Below are 25,980 nucleotides of genomic sequence, written 5' to 3'. Positions count from 1 at the left end.
CCGGCCGAGTGGCATCTCCCTCATTTCCCTTGGTGCAAATGGCTTCAAAAGGGGGTACACCGGATGCCCGGCACCCGGATGGAGCCCCCTCGGCGTGTAAGTTCCGGGGCCGAGAGCCTTGGAAGGGACCCAACCGGTGAACAAGAAGCTTGCAGCCGCACTGTCCGGCGGTGCGGTACTCGTACTGACGCTGTCGGGTTGCAGCGACGACAGCGACGACAAGGTGAACGACTGGGCCAAGAAGGTCTGCGACCAGGTCCAGCCGCAGCTCCAGAAGATCGCCAACGCCAACGCCTCCATCCAGCAGCAGACCGCTGACAACAGCAAGCCCGCCGACGTCCAGAAGACGGACTCGGCCGCCTTCCAGCAGATCTCCCAGGCGTACAAGTCGCTGGGCGCGGCCGTGGACTCGGCCGGTCCGCCGCCGGTCGACGACGGTGAGACCACGCAGAAGGAGGCCGTGAAGGAGCTGAACGCCTCCGCCACGGCGTACGCCGGTCTGAAGACCAAGGTCGACGCCCTGGAGACCAAGGACCAGGCGAAGTTCGCCGACGGCCTCAAGGGCATCGCCGACGAGCTGAACAAGATCAGCACCAGCGGTGACCAGGCGCTGAAGAAGCTCCAGTCCGGTGAGGTCGGCACCGCGATGTCGAAGCAGAAGGGCTGCCAGAAGCCGGCGCCCTCGACCGGGCCCGCCAGCCCCGGGGGATCCGCGGCGCCGGAAGCGGGCGCGGCGACTCCCTCGGCGTCGGCCTCGGAGGAGAAGAAGGCGTAGCCCTGGGCCCTCGGCTCCCGGAAGACCGTTTCCGGCGGCCCGGCGGCCCGGCGGCCCGGCGGCCCGGGAGGACCCGGCCGCCCGCCGGCCCGGCACTCCTGTGGCCCGGCGACCGGGCGACCCGGCACTCCGGGGGCCCGGCGCCCCGGGAAGACCCGGCGGCCCGGTCGGCGCGGCGATCCGGCGGCTCGGGAGGGCCCAGCGACCCGGCGCTCGGTGCTCCGGGAAGACCCGGCGACCCGGTGGCCCGGTGCCCCGGGAGGACCCGGCGGCCCGGGAGGGCCCCGGCACCCCGGCAACCCGTCCCTCCGCGAAACCCGGCGCCCCGAAGGCCGCGAGAACGGTCTCGAAGCAGTGGCCCGGACACCCTGTGGGTGGCCGGGCCGCTGCCGTTGTCGGTGGGACCGGCCACAATGGTCGGGTGAGTGAGACCAGCCTTCCCGCACCCGACCACACCGCCGGCCTCCGCGAGGCGCTGCTCGCCGCGGCCTTCACCGCCGACGGCCTCCTCGACCGGCTCGGCGCCTCCGCCTATGCCGCGCTCGCCCGCAGCGAGACCGTGCCCGCCCTGCGTGCCACCCGGGGCGTGTCGCCGCTCGACACGCTGGTGCGGCTGTTCCTCCTCCAGCGCCCCGTCCCCCAGGAGCAGGCCCGCGCCGCCCTGCCGCTGGAGGAGTGCGTCCAGGACGGCTGGGTGAGCGTCGAGGACGGCCTGGTCCGCGCCACCGTCGACGTACGGCCTTACGGCGGGCCGGACGGTGAGGACTGGTTCATCGTCTCCGACCTCGGCTGCGCGGTCGGCGGTGCGGGCGGGATCGGCTCGCACGAGGAGGGCGTCGTCCTCGGCGTCGGCGGGGCCTCCACCACCCTCGCCTCCATCACCGTGCGTACGCCGGTGGCCTCGGCCCTCGACCTCGGTACGGGCTCCGGCATCCAGGCGCTGCACGCCGCCCAGCACGCCACCCGCGTCACCGCCACCGACCTCAACCCCCGCGCCCTGGAGTTCACCCGGCTCACCCTCGCCCTCTCCGGCGCCGCCCCGGCCGACCTCCGCGAGGGTTCCCTCTTCGAGCCGGTCGGTGCGGAGACCTTCGACCTGATCGTCTCCAACCCGCCCTTCGTCATCTCGCCCGGCGCCCGCCTCACCTACCGGGACGGCGGCATGGCCGGCGACGACCTCTGCCGCACCCTGGTCCAGCAGGCGGGCGACCACCTGAACGAGGGGGGATACGCCCAGTTCCTCGCCAACTGGCAGCACGTGGAGGGCGAGGAGTGGCAGGACCGGCTCCGCTCCTGGGTGCCCGCCGGGTGCGACGCCTGGATCGTGCAGCGCGAGGTCCAGGACGTCACGCAGTACGCCGAGCTCTGGCTGCGCGACAGCGGCGACCACCGCAGCGACCCGGAGGCGTACGCCGAGCGGTACGAGGCGTGGCTGGACGAGTTCGAGGCGCGCGGGACCACCGCCGTCGGCTTCGGCTGGATCACGTTGCGCAGGTCCGCCGCCGCGGCCGCGGGGCGCCCGTCGGTCGTCGTCGAGGAGTGGCCGCACGCCGTGCAGCAGCCGCTGGGCCGGGCCGTGGAGGAGCACTTCGCCCGCCAGGACTACCTGCGCGACCAGGACGACGCCGCCCTCCTCGCCGGGCACTTCACCCTCGCCACCGAGGTCGTGCAGGAGCAGGTGGGCCTGCCCGGGGCGGAGGATCCCGAGCATGTGGTGCTGCGCCAGCACCGCGGGATGATGCGGGCGACCAAGGTGGACGCGGTGGCCGCCGGGTTCGCCGGGGTGTGCGACGGTTCGCTGCCCGCCGGGCGGATCCTGGACGCCATCGCCCAGCTGATGTCCGAGGACCCGGTGCTCCTGCGCGACCGCACCCCGCAGGCGATCCGGCTGCTGGTCGAGGAGGGCTTCCTGGAGCCGGTGGCGGGCCCTGTCGCGGGACAGGGGATCGGGTGAGCGCGGCGTGATCCGGATCGAGTCGGACGAAGCCTCGCTCGGGCGACCCGGATAGCCATCAGCCCGCTGTGGGACGCGTCGTGCAGCCGTGTATCTGGCACTGCCGCACCGCACGCCCTTGTGGCCGTACGAGGAATGGGCCGGCCGCGCCCGCGAGGTGCTGCGGGACGACGAGCGGACCCGGCCGCTGCGGCTGCTGACCCATGGGCCGCACGGCTTCCCGGACTTCCTGCTGCCCCGGCCGGTCGGGGCCTCGTCCGTCGACGCCGAGCCGGACATCGTCCGGGCCACCCCGGCCGAGGTCGTACGGGCAGGGTGCGGGAGCACTACGCGGGGATGGAGGACCACCCGTTCGTCCGGCCGTACGTGGAGGACCCCGAGGCCGCCTGCGCCACGCTCGCCGATGCTTACGCGGCGTAGTGGGAAGGCGCGTTGGAGCAGCACTGGCCCACCATGCGCAGGCTCGTCGAGGACGAGGTGCTCGTGCGGGCCCGGAGCTTCGCGACCGAGGGCGTCGACGCGCTCTTCGCCGGACTGGAGTCCCGGGCCGGCTGGAAGCCCCCGGTGCTGGAGCTGACCAAGCACATCGAGGCCGACTACCGGGCCGGAGAGCGGCGGCTGCTGCTCGTCCCGCTCGTCTTCGCCGAGGGGTGCCGGCTCTACTCCACCGACGACCCCGAGGTCCTCGCCGTCTCCTTCCAGGCCCGGGGCGCCGCCGCCCTCCGCGACCGCTCCGCCGAGCCGAACGCGGAGAGCGGCGACCGTCCGGGGCTGCTGCTCAGCCGGGGCCGCGCCTCGTTCCTGCGCCAGCTCGGCGGCCCCCTCACCACACCCGGGCTGGCCGACCGGCTCGGCCTCGCCCCGAGCACGGTCTCCGAGCACCTCTCGGTCCTCGCCGACGCCGGTGTGGTGAGCCGGCACCGGGTCGGCCGCAGCGTCTACTACCAGCTCACGGACACCGGCCGGTCGCTGCTCGCCCTGCTCGCCGGTGAGGACGTGCTGCGGGCGGTGTCCTACCCGAGGCGGGTGCCGGGGGACGATTCGGGAGCGCCCGAATCGATGGCCCGGCGTGGTCGTGGGCTCCTGACGTCCCCGCCATGCCTGTCACCGAAGCCCCTCCGGCCATCGAGGCGTTCGGCCTCCGCCGCACCTACACCACCCGCACCGGGTTCCTGCGGCCGCGCACCACCGAGACCGAGGCCGTGCGCGGCATCGACCTCCAGGTGGCGCGCGGCGAGCTCTTCGGCCTGCTCGGGCCCAACGGCGCGGGCAGGACCACCACCATCAAGATGCTCAACACCCTCCTGCTGCCCACCTCCGGCACCGCCCGGGTGCTCGGCCACGACGTGGCGCGCGAGCCCGTCGCCGTACGACGCAGGGTCGGGTACGTCTTCGGCGGCGACCGGGGCCTTTACGACCGGCTCACCGCGCTGGACAACCTCCGCTGCTTCGCCGAGCTCCACGGCGTCGAACCCCGCGACCAGCGGCGCCGGATCGCCGAACTCCTGGAGCCGGTCGGCCTGCTCGGCCGGGAGAAGCCGGGAGAAGGAGCGGGTGGAGGGCTACTCGCGCGGTACGCGGCAGCGCCTCCACATCGCCCGGGGCCTGCTCCACCGGCCCGATGTCCTCTTCCTGGACGAGCCCTCGACCGGCGTCGACCCGGTCGCCGCCCGCGATCTGCGCCGTACGGTGGCCGACCTCCGGGCCGACGGCACCACCGCGCTCCTCACCACCCACTACATGGCCGAGGCCGACGAACTGTGCGACCGGATCGCGGTGATCGCGGGCGGCACGATCCGCGCCCTCGACACCCCCGGCCGGCTCAAGTCCCGCGTCCAGGAACGCGACGTCCTGGAGATCGAGGCGTACGGGGCGGGCGTCGAACACCTCGACCTGATCCGCGCCCTGCCCGGCGTCCGGGGCGCGGGGGCCGAGGAGCGCGGCTCCCTCCAGATCCTCACCGTGCAGGCGGGCCGGGGGCCGACCCGCACGCCCCGGTGCTCGCCGCACTGAGCGGGATCCGGATCGGACGGGTCGTCACGCGTGAACCGACCCTGGGGGACGCGTACATCGCGATCGTGGAGGAGGCGGAGGCAGGCGTTCCCGACGGTGAGCCCACGCCCGCCCGAGAGGCGGCCTCCGCATGAGAGCAGGGACCCGGATACCGTTCCCCGCCCGCCTGTCGCGGCTGATCTGGGCCGGAGTGCGGACCCATGTCTCGTACATGAGCCGCTCACCGCTGGAGATCACCTTCGCCGTACTGGTCCCGCTCGTCCACGCCACCCTCGCCGTCCACCTCTTCCGCGCCGCCGACGACCCGGGCCGGCTGCTCACCGCCGCTGTCGGGGCGGGGCTGATGGGCATCTGGTCCTCGGTGCTGTTCGGTTCGGGTGGTGCCGTGCAGAACCAGCGCCGGCTCGGCACGCTGGAGACCCTGGTCGCCTCGCCCACCCCGCTCGCCCTGGTGCTGCTGCCGATCACGCTCCCCACGGCCGTCATCGGCACGTACGCGATGGGGGCGACCGTCCTGTGGGGCGCGCTCCTCTTCGACGTACCCCTCGACTTCGCGCACCCGCTGCTGTTCCTGGTCGCCGTCCCGGTCTGCGTGCTGTCGCTGGGGATGACGGGGCTGCTGCTGGCCGCCACGTTCGTGCTGCTGCGCGACGCCAACGCGCCGGCCAACCCGCTGGACGCGCCCGTGCGGCTGCTGTCCGGGATGCTCGTCCCCGTCACCGTGCTGCCCCGGTGGACGCTGCCGGTCTCCTGGGCCCTGCCCACCACCTGGGGGGCGCGGGCCGTGCACGCGGCGACCTCCGGCGGGGCGGGCCGGGCCGAGGTGCTGGTGCCGATGGCCGCCGCTCTCGCCCTCGGTGCGCTGTACGCCCTGCTCGCCGTGCTGGTCCTGGGGCGGGTCGAACGCCGTGCCCGGGCCGCCGCCGCCCTCTCGCTCGCCTGATGGCCAGGAGCCGCCGCATGCCCGCCACACCCATTGCACCTGCCACATCGACCACCCCCACGGCCCGGTAGCCCCCAGCGCCCTCCGCCTCATCGTCGTCGGCGGAGCCATCTCGTACCGCGCGCTGTTCAACTGGACGGCGCCGCCCATGTTCATCGGCACCCTGCTGGTCGGCCCGCTGCTCCAGCTCCTCTTCTTCCTCTTCCTCGGGCGGGAGCTCCAGGTGGCCGACGATCACTTCTACCTGCTGGGCAACGCGGTGCTCGCCTCCTCCACCGCCTGCGTCTACGGCGGCACGATGGCGATCGCCGACGGACGCCGGTACGGCACCCTCGGCGCCGTCCTCCTCAGCCCTCGCCACCGGACTCCGCTCAGGATCGGCCGGGCCCTGCCCCATGTCCTCAACGGCCTCCTCATCAGCGTCTTCACGCTCACCGTCGCCGCTCTCCTGCTCGGTCTGCGGATTCCGCTCGGCGCTCTGCCGGGGCTCGCGGCGGTGCTGCTGGCGGCCGCCGCGGGGTGCTCGGCGTTCGGTCCGGCGCTGGGGGCGCTCGGACTCCGCTTCCGTGACGTGTTCCTGATCTCCAACGTGGCCGGATCCGTACTGCTCCTGCTGACCGGGGCCAACGTGCCGCGCGCGGGACCCCCCGAAGGGATGCGCCTGCCCGGCGGTCTCCTGCCGCTGGCCCATGCCGTGGAGGCCGCCCGGGCGCCGGCCGCGGGCGGCGGCCTGGACCGCGCGCTGCCCGGGACGGAGCTGCTGGTCGGAGCCGGGTACGCGCTGCTCGCCCTGGTGCTCCTGGCCGTCTTCGAGCGGGGCAGCCGCCGCCGCGCGACCCTTGACGTCATGTGACGGCGCCGGTACTCCCGGTGGCTGCGCGCTGTTCACCCGGGGTTCGTGTCGGCGATGCCCCGGGGTGGCAGCCTCCCCATGATCGAGCCGTACGACGGGCTTGAGCAGTACGACAAGGTCGAGGGGTACGACATGGAGAGCGTCGCAGCAGTCTTCGCCGGCACGGCCTTCGGGCTGTTCGGTGCCGCGCTCCTCCTCTGGACCGGGGCGCGCGCCATGCGTCGTGCGCCGGTGCTGCACGGTGTGAGCCCCGTCGCCTCCACCGCACTCACGACACTTTTCGGCGTAGTTTTCCTGGTCCTCGGCGTGTGGTGCTTCACGCTCGTCTGATCCCCGCTCCGGCCGGGGCCGCGCCCGGGTCGAGGGGGCGTCCGCAGGACTCCGCGACCACCCCGGAAAAGCCGCAGGCCCGGGCTTCGCACGGCGCGGACCCGACGGTCCGGGCGGCAGGAATGGCGGAAGTCGGGTTACCGTTCGAGTGGCCGTTGCGGGCTTTTGCCGTTTGACACGGGGGCGGGTTGTACCGTCACACTCCGCAGCGACAGCACCGCGGGAAGCGTTCCGACGCTGCCCGGATGCCCATCGAGTGTCGACCGGAGAGAAGAGCGAAGTTGTCCCCGACCAGCGAGACCGCACAGGGCGGCCGCCGACTCGTCATCGTCGAGTCGCCTGCCAAGGCGAAGACGATCAAGGGCTATCTCGGCCCCGGATACGTCGTCGAGGCGAGCGTCGGGCACATCCGCGACCTCCCGAACGGCGCGGCCGAGGTCCCGGACGAGTACACCGGCGAGGTACGCCGCCTCGGGGTGGACGTCGAGAACGACTTCCAGCCCATCTATGTCGTCAATGCCGACAAGAAGGCCCAGGTCAGGAAGCTCAAGCAGCTGCTGGCCGAGTCCGACGAACTCTTCCTCGCCACCGATGAGGACCGCGAGGGCGAGGCCATCGCGTGGCACCTCCAGGAGGTCCTGCGGCCCAAGGTCCCGGTCCACCGGATGGTCTTCCACGAGATCACCAAGGACGCTATCCGGGCCGCCGTCGCCAACCCGCGCGAGCTCAACCAGCGCATGGTCGACGCCCAGGAGACCCGCCGTATCCTCGACCGCCTCTACGGCTACGAGGTCTCGCCGGTCCTGTGGAAGAAGGTCATGCCGAAGCTCTCGGCGGGCCGCGTCCAGTCCGTCGCCACCCGCCTCGTCGTCGAGCGGGAGCGCGAGCGCATCGCCTTCCGCTCCGCCGAGTACTGGGACCTGACCGGAAAGTTCGCCACCGGCCGCACCGGTGACGCCTCCGACCCCTCGACCCTGACCGCCCGCCTCAGCGCGGTCGACGGCCGCCGCATCGCCCAGGGCCGCGACTTCGGCGCCGACGGCCGGCTCAAGGCCGGCTCCGCGCAGACCCTGCACCTGGACGAGGTGAACGCCCGCGCCCTGGCCGCCGCGCTCGCCGACACGTCCTTCGCCGTCCGGTCCGTCGAGTCGAAGCCGTACCGGCGCTCCCCGTACGCCCCCTTCCGTACGACGACCCTCCAGCAGGAGGCGAGCCGCAAGCTGGGCTTCGGGGCCAAGGCGACCATGCAGGTGGCGCAGAAGCTGTACGAGAACGGCTTCATCACCTATATGCGTACGGACTCCACGACCCTCTCGGACACCGCGGTCTCCGCGGCCCGGGCACAGGTCACGCAGTTGTACGGGGCGAACTACCTCCCCGAGAAGCCGCGTACGTACGCCGGGAAGGTCAAGAACGCGCAGGAGGCGCACGAGGCGATCCGCCCCTCCGGCGACCGCTTCCGCACCCCCGCCGAGACCGGCCTCACCGGCGACCAGTTCCGGCTCTACGAGCTGATCTGGAAGCGGACCGTCGCCTCCCAGATGAAGGACGCGACCGGCAACTCCGTCACCGTCAAGATCGGCGGCCGGGCGAGCGACGGCCGGGACGCCGAGTTCTCCGCCTCCGGCAAGACGATCACCTTCCACGGCTTCATGAAGGCGTACGTCGAAGGCGCCGACGACCCGAACGCCGAGCTGGACGACCGCGAGCGGCGGCTGCCGCAGGTCGCCGAGGGCGACGCGCTGACCGCCGAGGAGATCACGGTCGACGGGCACGCCACCAAGCCCCCGGCCCGCTACACCGAGGCCTCGCTGGTCAAGGAGCTGGAAGAGCGCGAGATCGGCCGCCCGTCGACGTACGCCTCGATCATCGGGACCATCCTGGACCGCGGCTACGTCTTCAAGAAGGGCACCGCGCTCGTCCCGTCCTTCCTCTCCTTCGCCGTGGTCAACCTGCTGGAGAAGCACTTCGGCCGGCTCGTCGACTACGACTTCACCGCCCGCATGGAGGACGACCTCGACCGCATCGCGCGGGGCGAGGCCCAGTCCGTGCCGTGGCTCAAGCGCTTCTACTTCGGCGCGCAGCCCGGCGACGACACCTCCGGCGCCGGTGCGGCCTCCGACGCGGGCAACGGCGACGGCGACCACCTCGGCGGCCTGAAGGAACTGGTCACCGACCTCGGCGCGATCGACGCCCGGGAGATCTCCTCCTTCCCGGTCGGCAACGACATCAAGCTCCGCGTCGGCCGGTACGGCCCGTACATCGAGCGGGGCGAGAAGGACGCCGAGGGCCACCAGCGCGCCGACGTCCCCGAGGACCTGGCCCCCGACGAGCTGACCGTGGAGCCGGCCGAGGAGCTGCTGGCCAAGCCCAGCGGCGACTTCGAGCTGGGCGCCGACCCGGTGACCGGCAACCAGATCATCGCCAAGGACGGCCGCTACGGCCCGTACGTCACCGAGGTGCTGCCCGAGGGGACGCCGAAGACCGGCAAGAACGCGGTGAAGCCGCGGACCGCCTCGCTCTTCAAGTCCATGTCCCTGGACACGGTCACCCTCGCCGACGCCCTCAAGCTGATGTCGCTGCCGCGCGTCGTCGGTACCGACGCCGAGGGTGTCGAGATCACCGCGCAGAACGGCCGGTACGGCCCGTATCTGAAGAAGGGCACCGACTCCCGGTCGCTGACCTCCGAGGACCAGCTCTTCGACATCACCCTCGAAGAGGCCCTCGCGATCTACGCCCAGCCCAAGCAGCGCGGCCGGGCCGCGGCCAAGCCGCCGCTGAAGGAGCTGGGCACCGACCCGGTGAGCGGTGCGCCGGTCGTGGTGAAGGACGGCCGCTTCGGCGCGTACGTCACCGACGGCGAGACCAACGCGACGCTGCGGACCGGTGACAGCGTCGAGGAGATCACGCCGGAGCGCGGCTACGAGCTGCTGGCCGAGAAGCGCGCCAAGGGACCCGCCAAGAAGAAGACGGCGAAGAAGGCCCCGGCGAAGAAGGCGACGGCCAAGAAGACGGCCGCGAAGAAGACGACGGCGGCCAAGACCACGGCCGCCAAGAAGACCGCGGCGAAGAAGACGGCCACCAAGTCCACGGCCGCCAAGAAGACGGCGACGGCGAAGAAGACGGCGTCGGCCTCGGCCTCCGCGTCGTCCTCGTCGGAGGACTGACCGGTTCTGTTGGCGTGACGCTGCCCGGCACCTGCATCCAGGTGCCGGGCAGCAGTACGTCAAGGGGCCTGTTCGCGAGCTGGCCGGAAGTGATCTGCGGCCATATGTTCGGACGGGCCGACAGTCACCGCACCGCTGCCGATAGGCTGGGCGGATGACGCGAGCCGAGCAGCCAACGGTCGTGAGCCCCACCTCCGACACACTTGCCGCAGACTCACGCGAGCGCGCCGTACGAGCCCTGTTGCGTGTTCCCCCGCTGAAGCGGTTGTGGAGCGCCCAGCTCGTCGGCGGTATCGGCGATGCACTCGCCCTTCTCGTGCTGGTGCTGTTGTCGCTGCAAGCAGCGGTCCTGGAGGGCTCATTCGGGGCCGGATACCGCGGGGCGGCCTTCGCCGTCGCCGCCGTGTTCGGTGCCCGCATCCTTTCCACCGTGCTCTTCGGAGCCGTACTCCTGGGGCCTTTGACGTCGCTCACCGCGCCCGGCGGGAAACTGGACCGGCGATGGCTGATGATCGGGGTGGACGGGCTGCGGCTCGCCCTGCTGATCATCGCCCCGCTGTGGATCGACTGGGTGCCGGACAAGGCGCTCATGATGATCCTCATCACCGTCTTCGTGACCGGTGCCGGTGAGCGCCTGTGGGCGGTGGCCAAGGAGAGCGCCGCCCCGGCGCTGCTGCCCGCCCCGCCCATCGAAGGCGCGGCCGTACGTCCGCTCCCCGACCATCTCGACGCCCTGCGCAGGCTGTCGCTCCGTACGAACTTCCTGGCCGTCCCCGCCGCCGCGGTGGTGCTGCTGGTCGCCACGCTGATCGGCAACCTCCTCGGCACCGGCCTGGAGTGGTTCTCCTTCCACCAGGCGGCCCTGGGTTCGTATGTCGCGGCCGGTCTGTTCTCGGCCTCCATCTCGACCCTGTACTTCCTCGAACTGCCCGACACCCAGACCCCCCGGCCGCGCTCGCCCCTGGAAGGCCTGCGCCGCCCCACCACCGGAAGCGGCCCCGACAAGGGCCGCACCGGCGCCCTGCCGCTGGTCGTCGCCGCCTGCGCGGCCGTCGCCGGGGCGATCGCGGCGGCCGCCGCCGTGTCCGTCCTGCACGCCTACGACCTGGGCGGCGGACCCGTCACGTTCGCGCTGCTGATCCTGGCGCTGACCGGCGGCACCGCCCTCGGCATCCGTACGGCGCAGAAGGTGCTGCCCGCCCTGTCGCGGCGCCGCCTGCTCGCGCTGGCCACCACCGTCACCGGCCTCGCGCTCCTGGCGCTCGGCCTGGTGCCGGACACCGCCACCGGGCTCGCGATCGCGCTCCTGGCCGGTTACGCCGCCGGGGTCGCCGCCAACATCGGGCACGCCATCATCGACCAGGAGACCGAGGCGGCCCGGCAGGCCCGGACCACCGAGCACCTCCAGGCCCTCGTCCGGGTGCTCGTCGCGCTCGGCGCGGTCGCGGGCCCGCTGCTCGCCGCAGCGATCGGGCAGCACCGGCTGGGCGGCGGCGACTTCGTCTTCGACCACGGCGGCGCCGCCTACACGCTGATGCTGATCGGGGCGCTGCTGCTGCCCGTCGCCGCGATCGTCCTCGCCAAGACGGACGACCGGGCGGGCGTACCGCTCCGCCGCGACCTGCGCGAGGCGCTGCGCGGCGGCGACCCGGCCGTGGCCCCCGCCACCACCGGCTTCTTCCTCGCCCTGGAGGGCGGCGACGGAGCGGGCAAGTCCACCCAGGTCGAGGCGCTGGCCGACTGGATCCGTGCCAAGGGCCACGAGGTCGTCGTGACCCGCGAGCCCGGGGCCACCCCGGTCGGCAAGCGGCTGCGGTCGATCCTGCTGGACGTCTCCTCCGCCGGACTCTCCAACCGCGCCGAGGCGCTGCTGTACGCCGCCGACCGCGCCGAGCACGTCGACTCCGTGGTCCGCCCGGCGCTGGAGCGCGGCGCGATCGTCATCTCCGACCGCTACATCGACTCCTCCGTCGCCTACCAGGGCGCGGGCCGGGACCTGGCCCCGACCGAGATCGCCCGGATCTCACGGTGGGCGACGAGCGGCCTCGTACCGCATCTGACGGTGCTGCTGGACGTCGACCCGCAGACCGCGCGCGAGCGGTTCACGGAGGCGCCGGACCGGCTGGAGTCGGAGCCGGCGGAGTTCCACGAGCGCGTACGGTCCGGGTTCCTGACCCTGGCCGCCGCCGACCCGACGCGCTACCTGGTGGTGGACGCCGGGCAGGAGCCCGAGGCGATCACCACGGTCGTACGTCACCGCCTCGACCGGCTCCTTCCGCTCTCCGAGGCCGAGATCCAGGCCATCGAGGAGGCCCGCCGCAAGGCCGAGGAAGAGGCGCGGCGCAAGGCGGAGGAAGAGGCCGCCCGCAAGGCCGAGGGGGAGCGCCTGGAGAAGGAGCGCCAGGAGCAGCTGGCCCGGCTGCGCGCCGAGGAGGAGGAGCGCAAGCAGCGCGAGCTGGAGGAGGCGCGGCAGCGCGAGGCCGAGCGCCAGGCGGAGGAGGCCCGGCAGCGCGCCGAGGAGGCCCGCCGCCGGGCCGAGGAGGACCGCCGCCGGCTGGAGGCCGAGGAGCGGGCCCGCGAGGCCGAGCAGGAACGCCTCCGCAAGCAGGCCGAGGAGGAGGCGCGGCTCCGCAAGGAGGCCGAGGCGCTCCGGCTGGAGAAGCAGCGGAAGGCCGAGGAGGCGCTGGTCCGGGCCGAGGAAGCCCGTCGGCGCGCTGAGGCCGAGGCGGCCGCTCGTACGGAGGCGGCTCGGGCCGAGGCGGAGCGCGCGGAGGCCGCTTCCCGTGCCTCCCGTTCTGAGGCGTCCTCGCGGTCGGAGGGGCACGGGCCGACCGTTCCGGAGAACGAGCTCACGGTGCCCACGCCGATCGTGAACCCGAACGAGATCACACAGCCGGTGCCTGCGGCGCGTCCGGAGGAGGGGCCGGGTTCGGGCTCTGCTTCGGGGTCGGGCTCGGGTTCGCGTTCCGGTTCGGGTTCGGGTTCCGGGGACGATGAGACGGCGATGCTGCCGCGGATCACGGACGAGCGGCCGGGGCGTGAGGCGCGCGACGGCCGGGACAGCCGTGATGCTCGCGGTGCTCGGGACAGCCGTGAGGCCCGGGACGCCCGCGACGCTCGGGCCGCCGATGAGACGGCCGTGCTGCCGCCCGTACGGGGGGACCAGCCCTCCGACCGGGTGCCCAAGGGCTACTTCCGGGACGAGGGCCCGGCGACCCCGCCGGCGGAGAGCGAGAACGAGCGCACGCGGGAACTGCCGCAGATCGAGGACCCGCAGGCCGCGGGCCGGGCCGACGAGTCCCGCTCCCGTCGCAAGCGCCCCCGTCCGGACTGGGCCGAGGAGACCCCGCTGGACGATCTGCCGACGCTGGCGGACGAGCTGCTCGGCGGGCACGACGACGAGGGCCCCACGGGCCGGGGACGTCGCCCGCGCGGCTGACCTGTAGGTGTCCGGAGTCCGGCCCGTCCGCCCCTGAGGGGTGGGCGGGCCGGACTTGTCAGTGGCGTCCCCCACAATGGAGTCCGACAGGGGATGGGGCATGCGATCCGGCATGGGATCGGGCATGGATCGGACCCGGCATGGAACCCCACGATGGGAAGGGCGGTGACCGATGACCGTATGGGACGACCTGGTCGGACAGGACCGGGTGAGGGAACAGCTCGCCGCTGCCGCCAAGGACGCCGACGCACTGGTCACGGCCGTCTCCGACGGTGAGCCGCTGGAGCAGGGCTCGAAGATGACCCACGCCTGGCTGTTCACCGGACCGCCGGGTTCCGGACGGTCCACCGCCGCCCGCGCCTTCGCCGCCGCGCTCCAGTGCACCAGCCCGGACCGGGCGCTGGGCGGGGAGCCCGGCTGCGGGTTCTGCGACGGCTGCCACACGAGCCTGATCGGTACGCACGCCGACGTCCAGGTGATCCGTACGGACCTGCTCTCCATCGGTGTGAAGGAGACCCGCGACCTGGTCCGCCGCGCCCAGCTCTCCCCGGCGGTCGGCCGCTGGCAGGTCATCGTCATGGAGGACGCCGACCGGCTCACCGAGGGCGCGGGCAACGTGCTGCTGAAGGCGGTCGAGGAGCCGGCGCCGCGCACGGTGTGGATGCTGTGCGCCCCGTCGCTCGAAGACGTCCTCCCCACGATCCGCTCGCGCTGCCGCCACCTCACCCTCGGCACCCCGCCGGTGGAGGCGGTGGCGGACGTCCTGATCCGCCGGGACGGGGTCGACCCCGAGCGCGCGCATGCGGCGGCGCGGGCCACCCAGGGGCACATCGGCCGGGCGCGCCGCCTGGCCACCGACGAGCGGGCGCGGGCGCGACGGGCGGCGGTGCTCAAGGTTCCGCTGCGGGTCGCGGATGTGGGCGGCTGCCTCAAGGCGGCCCAGGAGCTGATCGACACGGCCACCGACGACGCCAAGCAGATGGCGGAGGAGGTGGACGTCAAGGAGACCGAGGACCTGAAGGCGGCGCTCGGCGGAGTGGCGGGCGGCCGGATGCCACGCGGCACGGCGGGGGCGATGAAGGAGCTGGAGGACAAGCAGAAGCGCCGCAAGACCCGGACGCAGCGCGACAGCCTGGACCTGGCGCTCACCGAGCTCACCGGCTTCTACCGCGATGTGCTGGCGCTCCAGCTCGGTTCGCGGATCGCCATCGCCAATGTGGACGTGCAGGACTCGCTGGACCGGATCGCGCAGTCCTCGACGCCCGCGCAGACGCTGCGCAGGATCGAGGCGGTGATCGCGTGCCGCCAGGCGATGGACCGCAATGTGGCGCCGCTGCTGGCGGTGGAGGCGATGACGATGTCGCTGAGAGCGGGCTGAGCTTGATCGTCACCAGCCCTCGGTCGCAGGCCCATGGCCGAGAAGATCCTCTGTGCCTGCTTGTTCCATCAGCTCGGCGTGGGTGCGCGCCGCGTCGGGGTGGCCCATCTGCTGGTGGGTGGGGGAGAGGCGCAGGAGGCTGTCCGCCGCAGCGCGCCTGAACCTTGTCTCGCGGGCCAGGGCGGGGGCCTGTGCGACGGCGTGGAGCGCCCGGTCCATATGCCTGAGCTCTCGGTGGACGGCGGCCTCGTGCAGCCGGCCCAGGTCCCGGCAGGCCATGCCGAGGCCCGACCAGACCGAACCCGTCGAATTGAGCCGGTCCCCTCCGGACCAGCCGTCCCGACCGCTTTCGCCCACCCCCGTCCGCCCCCCGGATGTCCCCTTGCCTGACCCATTGGTCTAGTCCAAACTGATCCGCGACGAAGCCTCTGCGAAGTCGGCCGTGCACGGCCCGCAATGCCGCCGCCGGTCGTGACCGACAGGGGGGGTCATCGGACGAGGGGGATGCCATGTCAGAGAGGATGTCGGCCGCGGGGCTGTCCCGGGGAGGTCCGGATGGCGAGCAGTGTTCGTTCGGGCCACGGCTCCAGGCGTTCCGCAGGCGGGCCGGGCTGAGTCAGGAGGTGGCCGCGTTACGGGCCGGGATCAGTACCCGGGCGCTCCGTGACATAGAGCGCGGGCGGGTCCAGCGGCCGCAGGCCCGTACCCTTCAACGCCTGGCGGAAGTCCTGGAGTTGAGCGGCGGTGAGCTGGCGGACCTGCTGGCCACCACCCGTACCGGACCACCGCGCGGCGCCGGGCGGCCCCGGCTGCTGATCCTCGGGCCGCTCGCCCTCCAGCGCGGGCAGACCCCCGTCCCGGTCTCCAGCCCGATGCTGCGGCGGCTGCTCGGGCTGCTCGCGCTCAAGCACCCCGAGCCCTCCACCCAGCGGGAGATCACCGACACCCTCTGGCCGTCCGGGCCGCCCAGCTCCCACCAGAGCCTGGTCCACACCTACGTCAGCCAGGTCCGCCGGCTCCTGGACCCGGGCGGCGGACCGCGGACCGCGCCGACGCCCACCGTCGCCCGGACCCCCACCGGCTATCTGCTCCAGGCGTCCCGGAGCCAGATCGACCTCGGCCACTTCGACGAGTTGCTGGCCCAGGCGGAGCGTCTGCACCGGGCGCCGGACCCGGGGGCCGCGTACGAGTCGCTGACGCAGGCCCTGCGGTGGTGGCGGGGGCCGGTGCTCGCGGACGCGGACCCGGTGCTGCGGCAGCACCCGGCCGCGGTGGTCGCCAACGAGCGGCGGGTCAAGGCGGTGCTGCTGCACGCCGACACCGCGCTGCTGCTGCGCCGGCCCGAGGAGGCCGTCCCGCTGCTCTGGTCCATGGTGAACGCCGAGCCGCTCCACGAGGGCCTGCACGCCCGGCTGATCCTCACCCTCGGCAGCTGCGGGGAGCAGGCCGCCGCGCTCAACGTCTTCAGCCGGCTGCGCGACCGGCTGGACAAGGAGCTCGGCATCGCCCCCAGCGCCGAGGTCCGCGACGCCCACCTGCGGGTGCTGCGCCAGCAACTGCCCCTCGCCCAGCGCCCGGACCGCCCCGCACCGCCCGGCCGCCCGGCGCCCGCAGGCCCGCTCCCGGCCCAACTCCCCTCCATGGCAGGCTCCTACGTCGGGCGGCGGCGGCAGCTGCGGGACCTGGACGCCCTCCTCTCGCCCGACCCGGGCGAGCGCGCGCACGTGGTGGCGGTCGTCGGCGCGCCCGGCGTCGGCAAGACCGCCCTCGCCAAGCACTGGGCGCACACGCGGCGCGCGCACTTCGCGGACGGCCAGCTCTTCGTCGATCTGCGCGGCCACTCCCCGCTGCCGACGCTGCGCCCCGGCGACGTACTGGCGCAGTTCCTCCGGGCCCTGGGCGCGCCGCCCGACCAGCTGCCCGCGGACGAGGACGAGGCCGCGGCGCTGTACCGGACCCTGCTCGCCGACAAGCAGATGCTGATCGTCCTGGACAACGCGCGCGACGCCGAACAGGTCCGGCCGCTCATCCCGGGCGCCCGGGGCTGCGGCGTGGTGATCACCAGCCGCAGCCGCCTCGCCGGTCTGGTAGTGAGCGACGGCGCCCGCCAGCTCGCGCTGGACGTCCTGGACCCGGACGAGGCCCGACGGCTGCTGGGCAGCATCATCGGCGAGTGCGTCGCCACGGCGGACGAGGAGGCGGCCCGAAGACTCGTGGAGGTCTGCGGCGGCCTGCCGCTGGCCATCCGGATCGCCGGGGCCAACCTGGTGGCCCGGGACACGGGCATCGCCTCCTACTGCGCGGAGCTGGCCGGTGACGACATGCTCAGCCGGCTCCGCATCGAAGGCGACCGGCGCTCCACGGTCCGGGCCGCCTTCGACCTCTCCTACCTCGCGCTCCCGGCCGGGGCCCGCCGGATGTTCCGGCTCCTGGGCCTCATGCCGGGCCCTGACGTCTCCGTGAACGGCGCCGCCGCCCTGGCGGACACCACATCGGCGGCGGCGGCCGAACTGCTGGTGACCCTGACCGACGCCCATCTCGTACGGGAACGCGCGGCGGGCCGCTTCGGTCTGCACGACCTGCTGCGCTCGTACGCCCGTGAGCTGGCCGGGGCGGAGGAGGCGCGCGCCGCCCGGCAGCGGCTCTTCGAGTGGTACCTCCACCACGCCGACGCGGCGGCCCGGCTCCTCTACCCGGCGGAGCCCGCGCCCGGCCCGTCCGCCCAGGCGCCGCCCTCGGCAGCGCTGGTCTTCTCGGACCACGGCGAGGCCTCGGAGTGGCTGGAAAGCGAGCGGGAGAGCCTGTCCGGCGCCGTCCGCCAGGCCTCCGGATCGGGCTTCAGCGCGATCGCCTGGCGGCTGGCGGAGAGCCTGCACAGCTTCCTCTCGGTGGGGATGTACACGGGCGAGTGCCTGGAGGTCGCGACCGCCGGCCTGTTCGCCGCCGTCGCGGACGGCGAGCTGCGGGCCCAGGCCGCCGCCCAGCTGCGGCGCGCCGAGTGCCACTGGCTGCTGGCGGACCGGACGCGGGCCGTGGAGCTGTTCGGCAGCGTGGTGGAGCTGGCTCGGCAGGCCGACTGGGCCGACGGGCAGGCTCTGGCGCTGCGCCGCATCGGGGCCGCGCACCGGGAGAGCGGCCGCGACCCCCTGGCCCGTGGACTCGCCCGGCGCGGGGGTGCGGCGGGGCCCGTCGAGGGCGTCACCGGCCTGGGGCTGATCCGCTGAACGCCGGGCCTCCGCCTGCCGTCGAGGGGCCGGGTTCCGGCCTGGCCGAGAGCCGATCTTGTCCTGCCGCCGGACCGGCGGCAGGACAACTACTCCGGCAGTTGGACCAGTTCTGCCGGTGCCCGGGGCGCGGTCGGCGGCTGGAGGGATAACTCCAGGCCGTAGGGGGTGTGTTCGGCCTGGGCCGGGCTTCCGGGGTGCTTCCGCGCCTCTGGTCCGGCTGTAGGAGACCGACCAGCCGGGGACCGTACTGTGGCCGCACCGAACCGCACCGCACCGCACCGCAAGTCCCCGTGCCGACTCCTGAGGTGACGTGTTGCCACAGCTCGTCGGTGGCCTGCGCCACCGTCCGCACGGGGCGCGTTCCGGACCCCTCTCCTTCGGCCAGGCCACCATCATCCGCGCGCTCAGAATGAGGTAACGATGCACTTCGCGGCACAGGCCCCACGTCAGGGAGACCGGCAGACAGCAGAGATGGACGAGTTCGTGGTCGCGTTCTACGAACGGGCCATCGGCAGAGGCGAGTTCGACCCGCATCGGATCGCCGAGGAGCTGGGCGTCCCGCCGGAACGGACCGAGCAGGCGGTAGGAGTGCTGCGCGAACTGCGGCTGGTCAAACCGGCGGAGGGTGGCGGTACGGAACGGCTGGTGGCGGTCAGCCCGGAGGCGGCCCAGATGGAGCTGCTGGTCCCGCTGGAGCGGGAGATCCTTGACAGCCGACACCGACTCGCGGGGTTCAAAGGGCAGTTGAGCTCGTTCGTGGCCGCGTTCGAGAAGCAGGCCAGAACGCGCGCCGAGCCGGTGGTGATCACCGGCGACCAGGAGGAGATCGAGTTGCGGCTGCTGGAGGCCGCGCAGAGCTGCACCACCGAGGTCCTGGTCATGCAGCCCTGTGTGGCCCGCGAGACCAGTGAACTGCGCCTGGCCCGGCCGCTGGTGGTGGAGGCACTGCGGCGCGGCGCGCGGGGCCGGATCCTCTACCCCCACACCGCGCGCGGCGACTCCGGCACCCGCGCGCACCTCGGCGAACTGCTGCCCGCGGGCGGCCAGGTGCGCACCACCAAGGAGGTCAGCGACCGCTTCCTGGTCTTCGACCGGAAGACCGCCTTCATCCCCTCCGGCAACAACGGCGACAACGGTGAGAACGGTGAGATCGCCGTCGTCTACGAGAGTACGGTCGCGGCCTTCCTGGCCGGGCTGCACGCCCGGATCTGGGAGTCCGCCGTCGACTTCGACTCCGGTGCGGCGGGCTACGCCGGGACGATGGAGGAGCTGAAGGCGACCCTGCTCTCGCTGCTGGCCTCCGGCGCCAAGGACGAGGTCATCGCCCGCCGGGTGGGCATGTCCGAGCGCACCCTCCGCCGCCATGTGGCCACGATCATGCAGGACCTCTCCGCCAGCAGCCGCTTCCAGGCCGGCGTGCTGGCCGCCCGCACCGGCCTGGTCGACCTGGCCCTGAGGAGTGCCGCATGAGCCGCTTCAACCAACTCGCGCAGACCACGGCGGTACGTCAGGTCCAGGAGGAGATGGGCAGCGCCAAGGCGGCCGGCCGGCGGCTGCGGGAGCAGGTCGAGGAGCCCCAGCCCCTCGACGCGCGGTCGGCCGACTTCATCCGCGGCCTCGACGGGTTCCTCTTCGCCAGCGTGGGCGAGACCGGGTGGCCGTACATCCAGTTCAAGGGCGGCCCGCCGGGGTTCGTCCACGTCCTGGACGAGTACACGCTCGGCCTGCTGGACGTCCGGGGCAACCGGCAGTACGTCACCACCGGCAACGTACGCGGCGACGACCGGGTCGCCCTCTTCTTCATCGACCACGCCCGGCAGGCCCGCCTCAAGCTGTACGGCCACGCCACCGCCGTACCGGTCGACGACGACCTCGAACTCGCCGAGCGCCTGGAGTCGCCGCGGACCGAGGGCAGGGTCGAACAGATCATGATCATCCGGGTGGAGGCGTACGCCTGGAACTGCCCCAACCACATCACCCCGCGCTTCAGCCAGCGCGAGGTCTCCGAGGCCCTGGCGCCGCTCCATGAGCGCCTGGCGCGGCTGGAGGAGGAGAACGCCGCCCTCCGCGCGCAGCTCGCCGCCCGCCCGTGAACACATAGGCGCAGAGCCGGAGGGGATGGCCGGATACGGCAGCCGGTTCCGGCCATCGAGTAACTCCCGAGGGAAATCCCTGACCAGAACAGGACGGCCCACTGGCCGAATTCGGCAGCCGGTTCCGGGCATTGAGGAACCCATGGCCGGATTTCTAATCTGGATTCAGCAAAGAGCCCTCGAAGCGAACGGAGGAATCACTCGATGGTCAGCGACGTGATCGACCGGAACGACCGGTTTCGGGGAATCCTGGACCGGCTCGCCACCAAGTCGATCGACGACTACTACAACCCGTACCGGCTCTTCGAGTGGCCGGACCGGCTCCCCGAGGACATGTGGTGGATGAGCCCCGAGCTCACCACCACGTACGGGACGGAGTGGGCCGAGAAGCTCACGCCCGAGCAGCTCCACACGCTGTCCAAGCACGAGAGCATCAATTTCTACAGCCTGAATGTCCACGGTATCCGGGAACTGCTCGTCGAGGTCGTCAACCGGATCCACACCGCCGGTTTCGAAACGCCTTCGGAGTTCTTCCACCATTTCATCGGTGAGGAGAACGAGCACATGTGGTTCTTCGCCGAATTCTGCCTCCGCTACGGAAAGAAGATCTACCGGCAGCCCGCCGGCGGCGCGGAGACGGCCGCCCCCTCGGACAAGGTGCAGAGCCTGCTGGTCTTCGCCCGCATCCTGATCTTCGAGGAGCTGGTCGACCACTTCAACTCGGCGATGGCCGAGGACGAGCGGCTGCACGAGACGATCCGCGGCATCAACCGGATCCACCACCAGGACGAGTCCCGGCACATCGCCTTCGGCCGCGAACTGGTCAACCTGCTGCACCAGGACCTCAAGGAGACCGCCACCGAGCAGGAGCTGGACGAGGTCTCCACGTATCTGCGCCGCTACATGCGGCACAGCTTCGAATCCCTCTACCACCCCCAGGTCTACCGCGACGCGGGCATCGAACGCCCCCACGAGCTGCGCCGGTCCCTGCTGGAGTCGCCGGCCCGCGCCGAGGCCGAGCTGCGCACCTTCCGCAAGACCGCCAAGTACCTCGAGAAGACGGGACTCATCCGATGACCGGCCCGACCCGTCCGACGGCCCGTCCCACCCGGCTGACCGGCAGCGACGGCGAGTCCGCCCTGGCCATCCTGGGGCCGAGGGCCACCGCGCTCGTCAGGGAACTCGACCGGGTCTTCACCGGCTGGGGGCTGGGGGACGGCGCAGAGGAGATCAGCGCCCCGCCGCTCTTCCCGGTGACCGACCTGGAGAAGTTCGATGTCTACACCAACTTCCCCCACCTCGCCTGGGTGGCCGGTTCACTGGACCTGACTGATGATCAGTTCAAGCCGGTGGAGGGGAAGTTCGGCCCGGGTGCCGTCACCGAGGCGCGGTACGGGCTGCCGCACGCCACCTGCTACGGCGCGTACCTCTTCCACGAGGGCGGGCAGGTCTCCGACGACTCGCTGGTGACCCTGGTCAACCGCTGCTTCCGCAACGAGGACCACTACAGCGGGCTGCGCCGCCTCGCCAGCTTCCAGATGCGCGAGATCGTCGCCCTCGGCAGCTTCGACCACACCCAGGAGGTGCTGGCCCGCTTCACCGGGCGGATCCAGGCCTTCGCCGGATCGCTCGGCATCGACCTGGGCCGGGAGGCGGCCGGCGACCCGTTCTTCCGCAACGACAACGGGCGCGCGCTGATGCAGAAGCTCAGCCCGGTCAAGTACGAGTTCCAGTACGGCGATCTGGCCATCGCCTCGGTCAACACCCACCGCAATTTCTTCGGCGAGCGGTGCTCCATCCGGCTGGAGTCCGGCGAGCACGCCTACACCTCCTGCGTCGCCTTCGGCCTGGAGCGCTGGCTCGCGGTCCTCACCGAGCACTTCGACGGGGACCTCGACACCGCGCTGGCCGCCGTACGGACCGCCGCGCCCGGCTCCGAACCGGCCTCCGCACCCGCCGCCGGTCCGCCGTGAGCCAGCCCCTGATCGGCGTCGACCTCGTGCCGCTCGCCCGGGTCGGCGAACTGCTGGACCCCGGGATCGGGCCGGTGCTCAGGCGGTTCCTCTCCGCCGACGAACTGGCCGCCTCCCGGACCCCGGACGGGGAGCCCGACCGGGCCGGGATCGCCGGGCGGCTGGCAGCCAAGGAGGCCGTCTTCAAGCTTCTCGGGGCGGTCGGACGGCCGGTCCCCTGGCAGGCCATCGAGGTCCTGCGCGGGCCCGGCGGCCGGCCCGGCGTCCGGCTCTCGGGCGCGGCGGCCGAGTTGGCGCAGCACGCCGGACTCGGCCCGATCGACGTCTCCATCAGCCACGACGCCGGCTTCGCGATCGCCGTCGCGGCGGCCACCGCCTCACGCCCACCCCATCTCGCCGCATCCGTGACTTCGAAGGGAATGCCATGAGTTCCGCAGGTATCGACAAGGTCCGGGACTGGATCCTCGGCCGTCACCCCGAGCGCACCGAACTCGCCGCCGACGTCGACCTCATCGAGAGCCGGCTCGTCGACTCGCTCGCCTTCGTGGAGCTCGTCTACACCATCGAGGACGCGGCGGGCGTCGAGATCGACTTCGACACCATCGACATCGAGGACTTCCAGACCCTCGCGACCATCGAGAAGGCGTTCTTCGCCTGATCCCGAATCCCGAGGATGCGCACGGTTTCGAGGACGCGCACGGTCCCGAGGATTCGACCGATCCCGAGGAGGGGTCTTCACCATGGATGCAGTCTCGTACACCGCCCAATGGATGGCCGCGGCCCGCGCACAGGAGTCCGAGCGGGAGGACGCCCTGTTCGTCGACCCGCTCGCCCGCGACCTGGCCGCGCCCAGGGGCTTCGAACTGATCGACCGGTACGTCGGCGGCGGCGTGCTCCAGTTCATCTCCATCCGGACCCGGTTCCTGGACGACGCCATCAAGGACATCGTCGGCGCGGGCGGGATCCAGCAGGTCGTGCTGATCGCGGCGGGCATGGACACCCGTGCGTTCCGCCTCGACTGGCCGGACGGCACCGAGCTCTACGAGGTCGACCACGGCCCGCTGATCGAGGAGAAGCGCCGTCGGCTGGACGCCCTGGGGGCCGAGCCGCGCACCGACCGACGCGAGGTCTCCGCCGACCTGACGAAGGAGTGGCTGCCCGCTCTGGAGGCCGCCGGGTTCGACCGCACCCGGCCGACCCTGTGGGTCGCCGAGGGGCTGACCTTCTTCCTCACCGAGGAGCAGGCGGGCGGGCTGCTGCGGCTGCTCGCCTCCGCCTCGGCCCCCGGCAGCCACCTGGCCTTCGACCTGCTCGGGCGCGCCATGCTGCGCAGCCCGTTCTCGAAGCGCTTCCTGGACGCGCTCGCGGCCGACGACACACCGTGGCTCTTCGGCACCGACGAGCCCGAGCAGTTCGTGGCCGAGCACGGCTGGAAGACCACCGACCTGCGCGAGCCCGGCCAGCCCGGCGCGGGCGAGGGCCGCTGGCCGTACGAGGTCCAGCCGAGGGGACGTCGTGGGGCCAACCGGCTGTGGCTGGTCCGCGCCGAGGTCGTGACCGGCGGATGAGCGGCGCGACCGCCGATCGGCAGGTGACCGACGGCCGCCGGGTCACCCTGGAGCGGATCGAGTCGTACCTGCCCGAACGCAGCGTACGGATCGAGGAGTTGGGCGAGCGGCTGGGCCTGCACCGGGCCCAGCTCGGGGTGTTCCGCAAGTTCTACGGACTGGACACCCTCCGCTTCGACCCCGAGCTTCCACTCCTGGACCTGCTGCGGCCCGCCGCCCGCGCCGCCCTGGACGCCCTGCCTGCGGACGGCCGGGTCGACTACCTGGCGTACGCGCACACCACCCAGGCGGTGGCCCCGCCCGACGTGGACATCGCCCAGATGGTCGGCCAGGACCTCGGGCTGCCCCACGCGGAGGCCTTCGGCTTCAGCCACCAGGCGTGCGTCAGCAGTCTGGGCGCCATCGAGGTGCTCGGCGAGCTGCTGCGCGCGGAGGGTGAGGAGGGCGCGTACGCCTTGATGGTCACCGGCGAGCAGGCGTACTCGCCGATGGTCCAGCACATCCCCAACACCTCGATCATGGCGGATGCCGCGGCCTCCTGCCTGATCACCCTGGACGGCGAGGGCGATGTGGTCAGGTCCTTCGCCATCCGGACCCTCGGCGAGTACGCGCAGTGGCTGGAGCTGACCCCCGAGCAGAACACCGAGTTCGGGGAGCAGTACGGCCGCAGGATCGCCGACGTCATCCACGAGGCCCTGGCGGAAGCGGAGTTGACCCTCGACGAGGTCGACCTGGTGATCCCGCACAACGTCAACAAGCTGGCGTGGCGGCAGACCGTCAAGGAGCTGGAGGTGGAGCCGGAGAAGGTGTTCCTGGACAACGTTCCGCGCTTCAGCCACACCTACGCCTCGGACGTCTTCGTCAACTACACCACCCTGCGCGACGAGGGCCGCCTGGCCGACGGCGCCCACTATCTGCTGGTCTCCGTCGGCCTGGGCGCCACCTTCGGCGCGATGGTGATCACCCACCGTGTGGGAGGCGGTGCCTGATGGAACGTCAGGAATTGTTGCTGACCATCGAGAAGGCCCTGAGCGAGGTGCTGGAGCGGCCGATCAGCGGGCTCACGGAGGAGACCGCGCTCTTCGACGAGCTTCAGCTCACCTCGATCGCTGTGCTGGGGATGCTGATGAGCGTCGAGGAGGCGACCGGGATCTCGGTCGATCCGGAGGGGCTGGACATCGACGATCTGCGGACGCTCGGGTCCTTCGCCGATTACGTGGAGGCCGCGATCCGCGCGGAAGGTGCGGGGGATGCGGGAGGCGGGGTCGACGGGGGAGGCCCGGCAAGCACGGGAAGCGCGGGGAGCACGGCAGGCGTCGGCGGCGCGGGCGACACGGCAGGCGCGGCAGACGCGGGCCGCGCCGGAGAGGGGGCGTCATGAGCGGGCTCACCCTCCGGGCCGCCGCCTCGGTGCGCTCGCCGCAGGGGCGGACACCGGAAGGCGTCCCGGCCGCTCTCGACTACTTCCGCGATCTGCTCACCCCTTTCGGCGAGAAGCCGGACGAGGAGCTGCTGAGCCGTGGCCCGCACGTCCACCACCGCGACCTGGTGGACCTGCTGGTCGCCCACGAGGGCGTCGGCGGGAGTCGGCCGGAGCTGGCGGTCGTCGCCCACGCCCTGCCGGACGTGGTGCCGTTCACCGCCGTCGCCCCGCACCTGACCGAGCAACTCGGCGGCCGGGCGGTCAACTTCGCGATCGGCCAGCAGGGTCTGGCCGCGCCCTTCACCGCGCTGCGGATCGCCTCGGCGTACCACCGCTCGGGTCGGGCGGCGGAGGTGGTGATCGCGGTGCTGGAGCAGACCACCCTGCCGACGCCGTTCCCGCTCCCGCAGGAGACCCCGCTGACCGACTCGGCGGCGGCCCTGGTCCTCGGCGCCTCCACCGGCGACGGGCTGCGGTTCGTACGGGCGCACGCGGCCGGTTCGGCGGCGGCCGCCCTCGGCCGGGAGCTGGGGGAGGGGGAGGAGGACGGGACGCTGCTGGTCCTCGGCCCCTGGGTCACCGGGGACGTGCCCGCCCATGGCGCGGTGCACCGGGTGGCCCCGGGCAGCTACTGCACCAGCCTCTGGCTGGAGCTGGCCGACCACTGGCAGGAGTGGCAGCGCGCGTACCGGCGGATCGTGCTGTGCGACACGGACCCGCGCTCCGGCCGCACGCATGTGGCGCTCTTCGCCGCCACCGCCGCCTAGGGGGTGTACGGGCCGGACGCGGCGAGGCGTCCGGCCCGGCCCCAGCAGAAAGCCAGGGCAGAGAGCCCCAGCAGAGA

General features: G+C 72.7%; 21 protein-coding genes and 2 pseudogenes. 22 read left to right on the top strand and 1 reads right to left on the bottom strand.

Translation table 11 applies throughout. From position 1 onward, the window contains the following. The first annotated feature begins 136 nt into the window (after window positions 1-136). The 11 genes and pseudogenes from GTY67_RS15115 (at window position 137) to GTY67_RS15070 (ending at window position 14,852) form a co-directional block, all read left to right on the top strand. Window positions 137-775, top strand: coding sequence for a small secreted protein (locus tag GTY67_RS15115; RefSeq protein ID WP_161279042.1), 639 nt, complete (start codon window positions 137-139; stop codon window positions 773-775). 421 nt (window positions 776-1,196) lie between these two features. Further along, the gene (locus GTY67_RS15110) at window positions 1,197-2,729 is read left to right on the top strand and encodes a methyltransferase (RefSeq protein ID WP_161279041.1); all 1,533 of its coding nucleotides are present in this window, start codon (window positions 1,197-1,199) and stop codon (window positions 2,727-2,729) included. Window positions 2,730-3,182: 453 nt separating this feature from the next. Continuing rightward, window positions 3,183-3,593 (top strand): annotated as a pseudogene (locus GTY67_RS34980) (transcriptional regulator); the annotation flags it as partial. A gap of 233 nt (window positions 3,594-3,826) precedes the next feature. After that, window positions 3,827-4,198: pseudogene (locus GTY67_RS35510) on the top strand (ATP-binding cassette domain-containing protein); the annotation flags it as partial. Window positions 4,199-4,283: 85 nt separating this feature from the next. Beyond that, window positions 4,284-4,742: an ATP-binding cassette domain-containing protein gene (locus GTY67_RS35505; protein WP_343238751.1), complete on the top strand. Its 459-nt coding sequence runs from the start codon at window positions 4,284-4,286 to the stop codon at window positions 4,740-4,742. Window positions 4,743-4,872: 130 nt separating this feature from the next. Beyond that, window positions 4,873-5,685 carry an ABC transporter permease gene (locus GTY67_RS15095; protein WP_161279040.1) on the top strand — a complete coding sequence of 271 codons (813 nt, stop codon included), beginning with the start codon at window positions 4,873-4,875 and terminating at the stop codon, window positions 5,683-5,685. A 148-nt stretch (window positions 5,686-5,833) separates the two neighbouring features. Continuing rightward, window positions 5,834-6,538 (top strand): ABC transporter permease, encoded by a 705-nt coding sequence (locus GTY67_RS15090; protein ID WP_161279039.1) that lies wholly within the window; start codon window positions 5,834-5,836, stop codon window positions 6,536-6,538. Between the two features lie 78 nt (window positions 6,539-6,616). Further along, a complete protein-coding gene (locus GTY67_RS15085; RefSeq protein ID WP_237502621.1) occupies window positions 6,617-6,868 on the top strand; it encodes a hypothetical protein in 252 nt (83 codons plus the stop codon). A 281-nt stretch (window positions 6,869-7,149) separates the two neighbouring features. After that, window positions 7,150-10,035: a type I DNA topoisomerase gene (gene topA, locus GTY67_RS15080; RefSeq protein WP_161279038.1), complete on the top strand. Its 2,886-nt coding sequence runs from the start codon at window positions 7,150-7,152 to the stop codon at window positions 10,033-10,035. Between the two features lie 154 nt (window positions 10,036-10,189). Continuing rightward, on the top strand, window positions 10,190-13,474 hold the full coding sequence (gene tmk / locus GTY67_RS15075; protein WP_161279037.1) for a dTMP kinase: 3,285 nt from the start codon (window positions 10,190-10,192) through the stop codon (window positions 13,472-13,474). A gap of 172 nt (window positions 13,475-13,646) precedes the next feature. Continuing rightward, the gene (locus tag GTY67_RS15070) at window positions 13,647-14,852 is read left to right on the top strand and encodes a DNA polymerase III subunit delta' (protein ID WP_093690235.1); all 1,206 of its coding nucleotides are present in this window, start codon (window positions 13,647-13,649) and stop codon (window positions 14,850-14,852) included. Window positions 14,853-14,861: 9 nt separating this feature from the next. Here GTY67_RS15070 and GTY67_RS15065 read toward each other — a convergent pair whose 3' ends face one another. Beyond that, a complete protein-coding gene (locus GTY67_RS15065; RefSeq protein ID WP_141712253.1) occupies window positions 14,862-15,209 on the bottom strand; it encodes a hypothetical protein in 348 nt (115 codons plus the stop codon). A 152-nt stretch (window positions 15,210-15,361) separates the two neighbouring features. Between GTY67_RS15065 and GTY67_RS15060 the strand changes: the two genes are divergently transcribed. The 11 genes from GTY67_RS15060 to GTY67_RS15010 all read left to right on the top strand — a co-directional run bounded on the left by GTY67_RS15060 (window position 15,362) and on the right by GTY67_RS15010 (window position 25,903). Continuing rightward, window positions 15,362-18,076 carry a BTAD domain-containing putative transcriptional regulator gene (locus GTY67_RS15060; protein ID WP_161279036.1) on the top strand — a complete coding sequence of 905 codons (2,715 nt, stop codon included), beginning with the start codon at window positions 15,362-15,364 and terminating at the stop codon, window positions 18,074-18,076. A gap of 474 nt (window positions 18,077-18,550) precedes the next feature. Further along, window positions 18,551-19,549, top strand: a complete 999-nt coding sequence (locus GTY67_RS15055) for a LuxR C-terminal-related transcriptional regulator (protein WP_237502620.1) — start codon at window positions 18,551-18,553, stop codon at window positions 19,547-19,549. Then, on the top strand, window positions 19,546-20,172 hold the full coding sequence (locus GTY67_RS15050) for a pyridoxamine 5'-phosphate oxidase family protein (protein WP_161279034.1): 627 nt from the start codon (window positions 19,546-19,548) through the stop codon (window positions 20,170-20,172). Before GTY67_RS15055 ends, GTY67_RS15050 begins: the two co-directional genes overlap by 4 nt. Window positions 20,173-20,376: 204 nt before the next feature. Beyond that, window positions 20,377-21,249 (top strand): diiron oxygenase, encoded by an 873-nt coding sequence (locus GTY67_RS15045; protein ID WP_093690245.1) that lies wholly within the window; start codon window positions 20,377-20,379, stop codon window positions 21,247-21,249. Further along, the gene (locus tag GTY67_RS15040) at window positions 21,246-22,145 is read left to right on the top strand and encodes a hypothetical protein (RefSeq protein ID WP_202461446.1); all 900 of its coding nucleotides are present in this window, start codon (window positions 21,246-21,248) and stop codon (window positions 22,143-22,145) included. Before GTY67_RS15045 ends, GTY67_RS15040 begins: the two co-directional genes overlap by 4 nt. After that, complete coding sequence (locus tag GTY67_RS15035) at window positions 22,142-22,573, top strand: holo-ACP synthase (protein ID WP_093690247.1); 432 nt, start codon at window positions 22,142-22,144, stop codon at window positions 22,571-22,573. Before GTY67_RS15040 ends, GTY67_RS15035 begins: the two co-directional genes overlap by 4 nt. Continuing rightward, window positions 22,570-22,803: a phosphopantetheine-binding protein gene (locus GTY67_RS15030; protein WP_018514263.1), complete on the top strand. Its 234-nt coding sequence runs from the start codon at window positions 22,570-22,572 to the stop codon at window positions 22,801-22,803. Before GTY67_RS15035 ends, GTY67_RS15030 begins: the two co-directional genes overlap by 4 nt. 82 nt (window positions 22,804-22,885) lie before the next feature. Next, window positions 22,886-23,713: an SAM-dependent methyltransferase gene (locus GTY67_RS15025; protein ID WP_161279033.1), complete on the top strand. Its 828-nt coding sequence runs from the start codon at window positions 22,886-22,888 to the stop codon at window positions 23,711-23,713. Next, window positions 23,710-24,702: a 3-oxoacyl-[acyl-carrier-protein] synthase III C-terminal domain-containing protein gene (locus GTY67_RS15020; RefSeq protein WP_161279032.1), complete on the top strand. Its 993-nt coding sequence runs from the start codon at window positions 23,710-23,712 to the stop codon at window positions 24,700-24,702. The genes GTY67_RS15025 and GTY67_RS15020 overlap by 4 nt, the downstream gene beginning before the upstream one ends. Then, the gene (locus GTY67_RS34975; RefSeq protein WP_237502619.1) at window positions 24,702-25,094 is read left to right on the top strand and encodes an acyl carrier protein; all 393 of its coding nucleotides are present in this window, start codon (window positions 24,702-24,704) and stop codon (window positions 25,092-25,094) included. The genes GTY67_RS15020 and GTY67_RS34975 overlap by 1 nt, the downstream gene beginning before the upstream one ends. Then, entirely contained in the window at window positions 25,091-25,903 is an 813-nt protein-coding gene (locus tag GTY67_RS15010; RefSeq protein WP_161279031.1) for a hypothetical protein, read from the top strand. The genes GTY67_RS34975 and GTY67_RS15010 overlap by 4 nt, the downstream gene beginning before the upstream one ends. The last annotated feature ends 77 nt before the right edge of the window (window positions 25,904-25,980 follow it).

Source organism: Streptomyces sp. SID8374 (assembly GCF_009865135.1).
In the GTDB taxonomy this organism is placed as follows: Bacteria; Actinomycetota; Actinomycetes; order Streptomycetales; family Streptomycetaceae; genus Streptomyces.
Note: the sequence above shows the minus strand (reverse complement) of the source record. Positions and strands in the feature narration are given on the sequence as shown.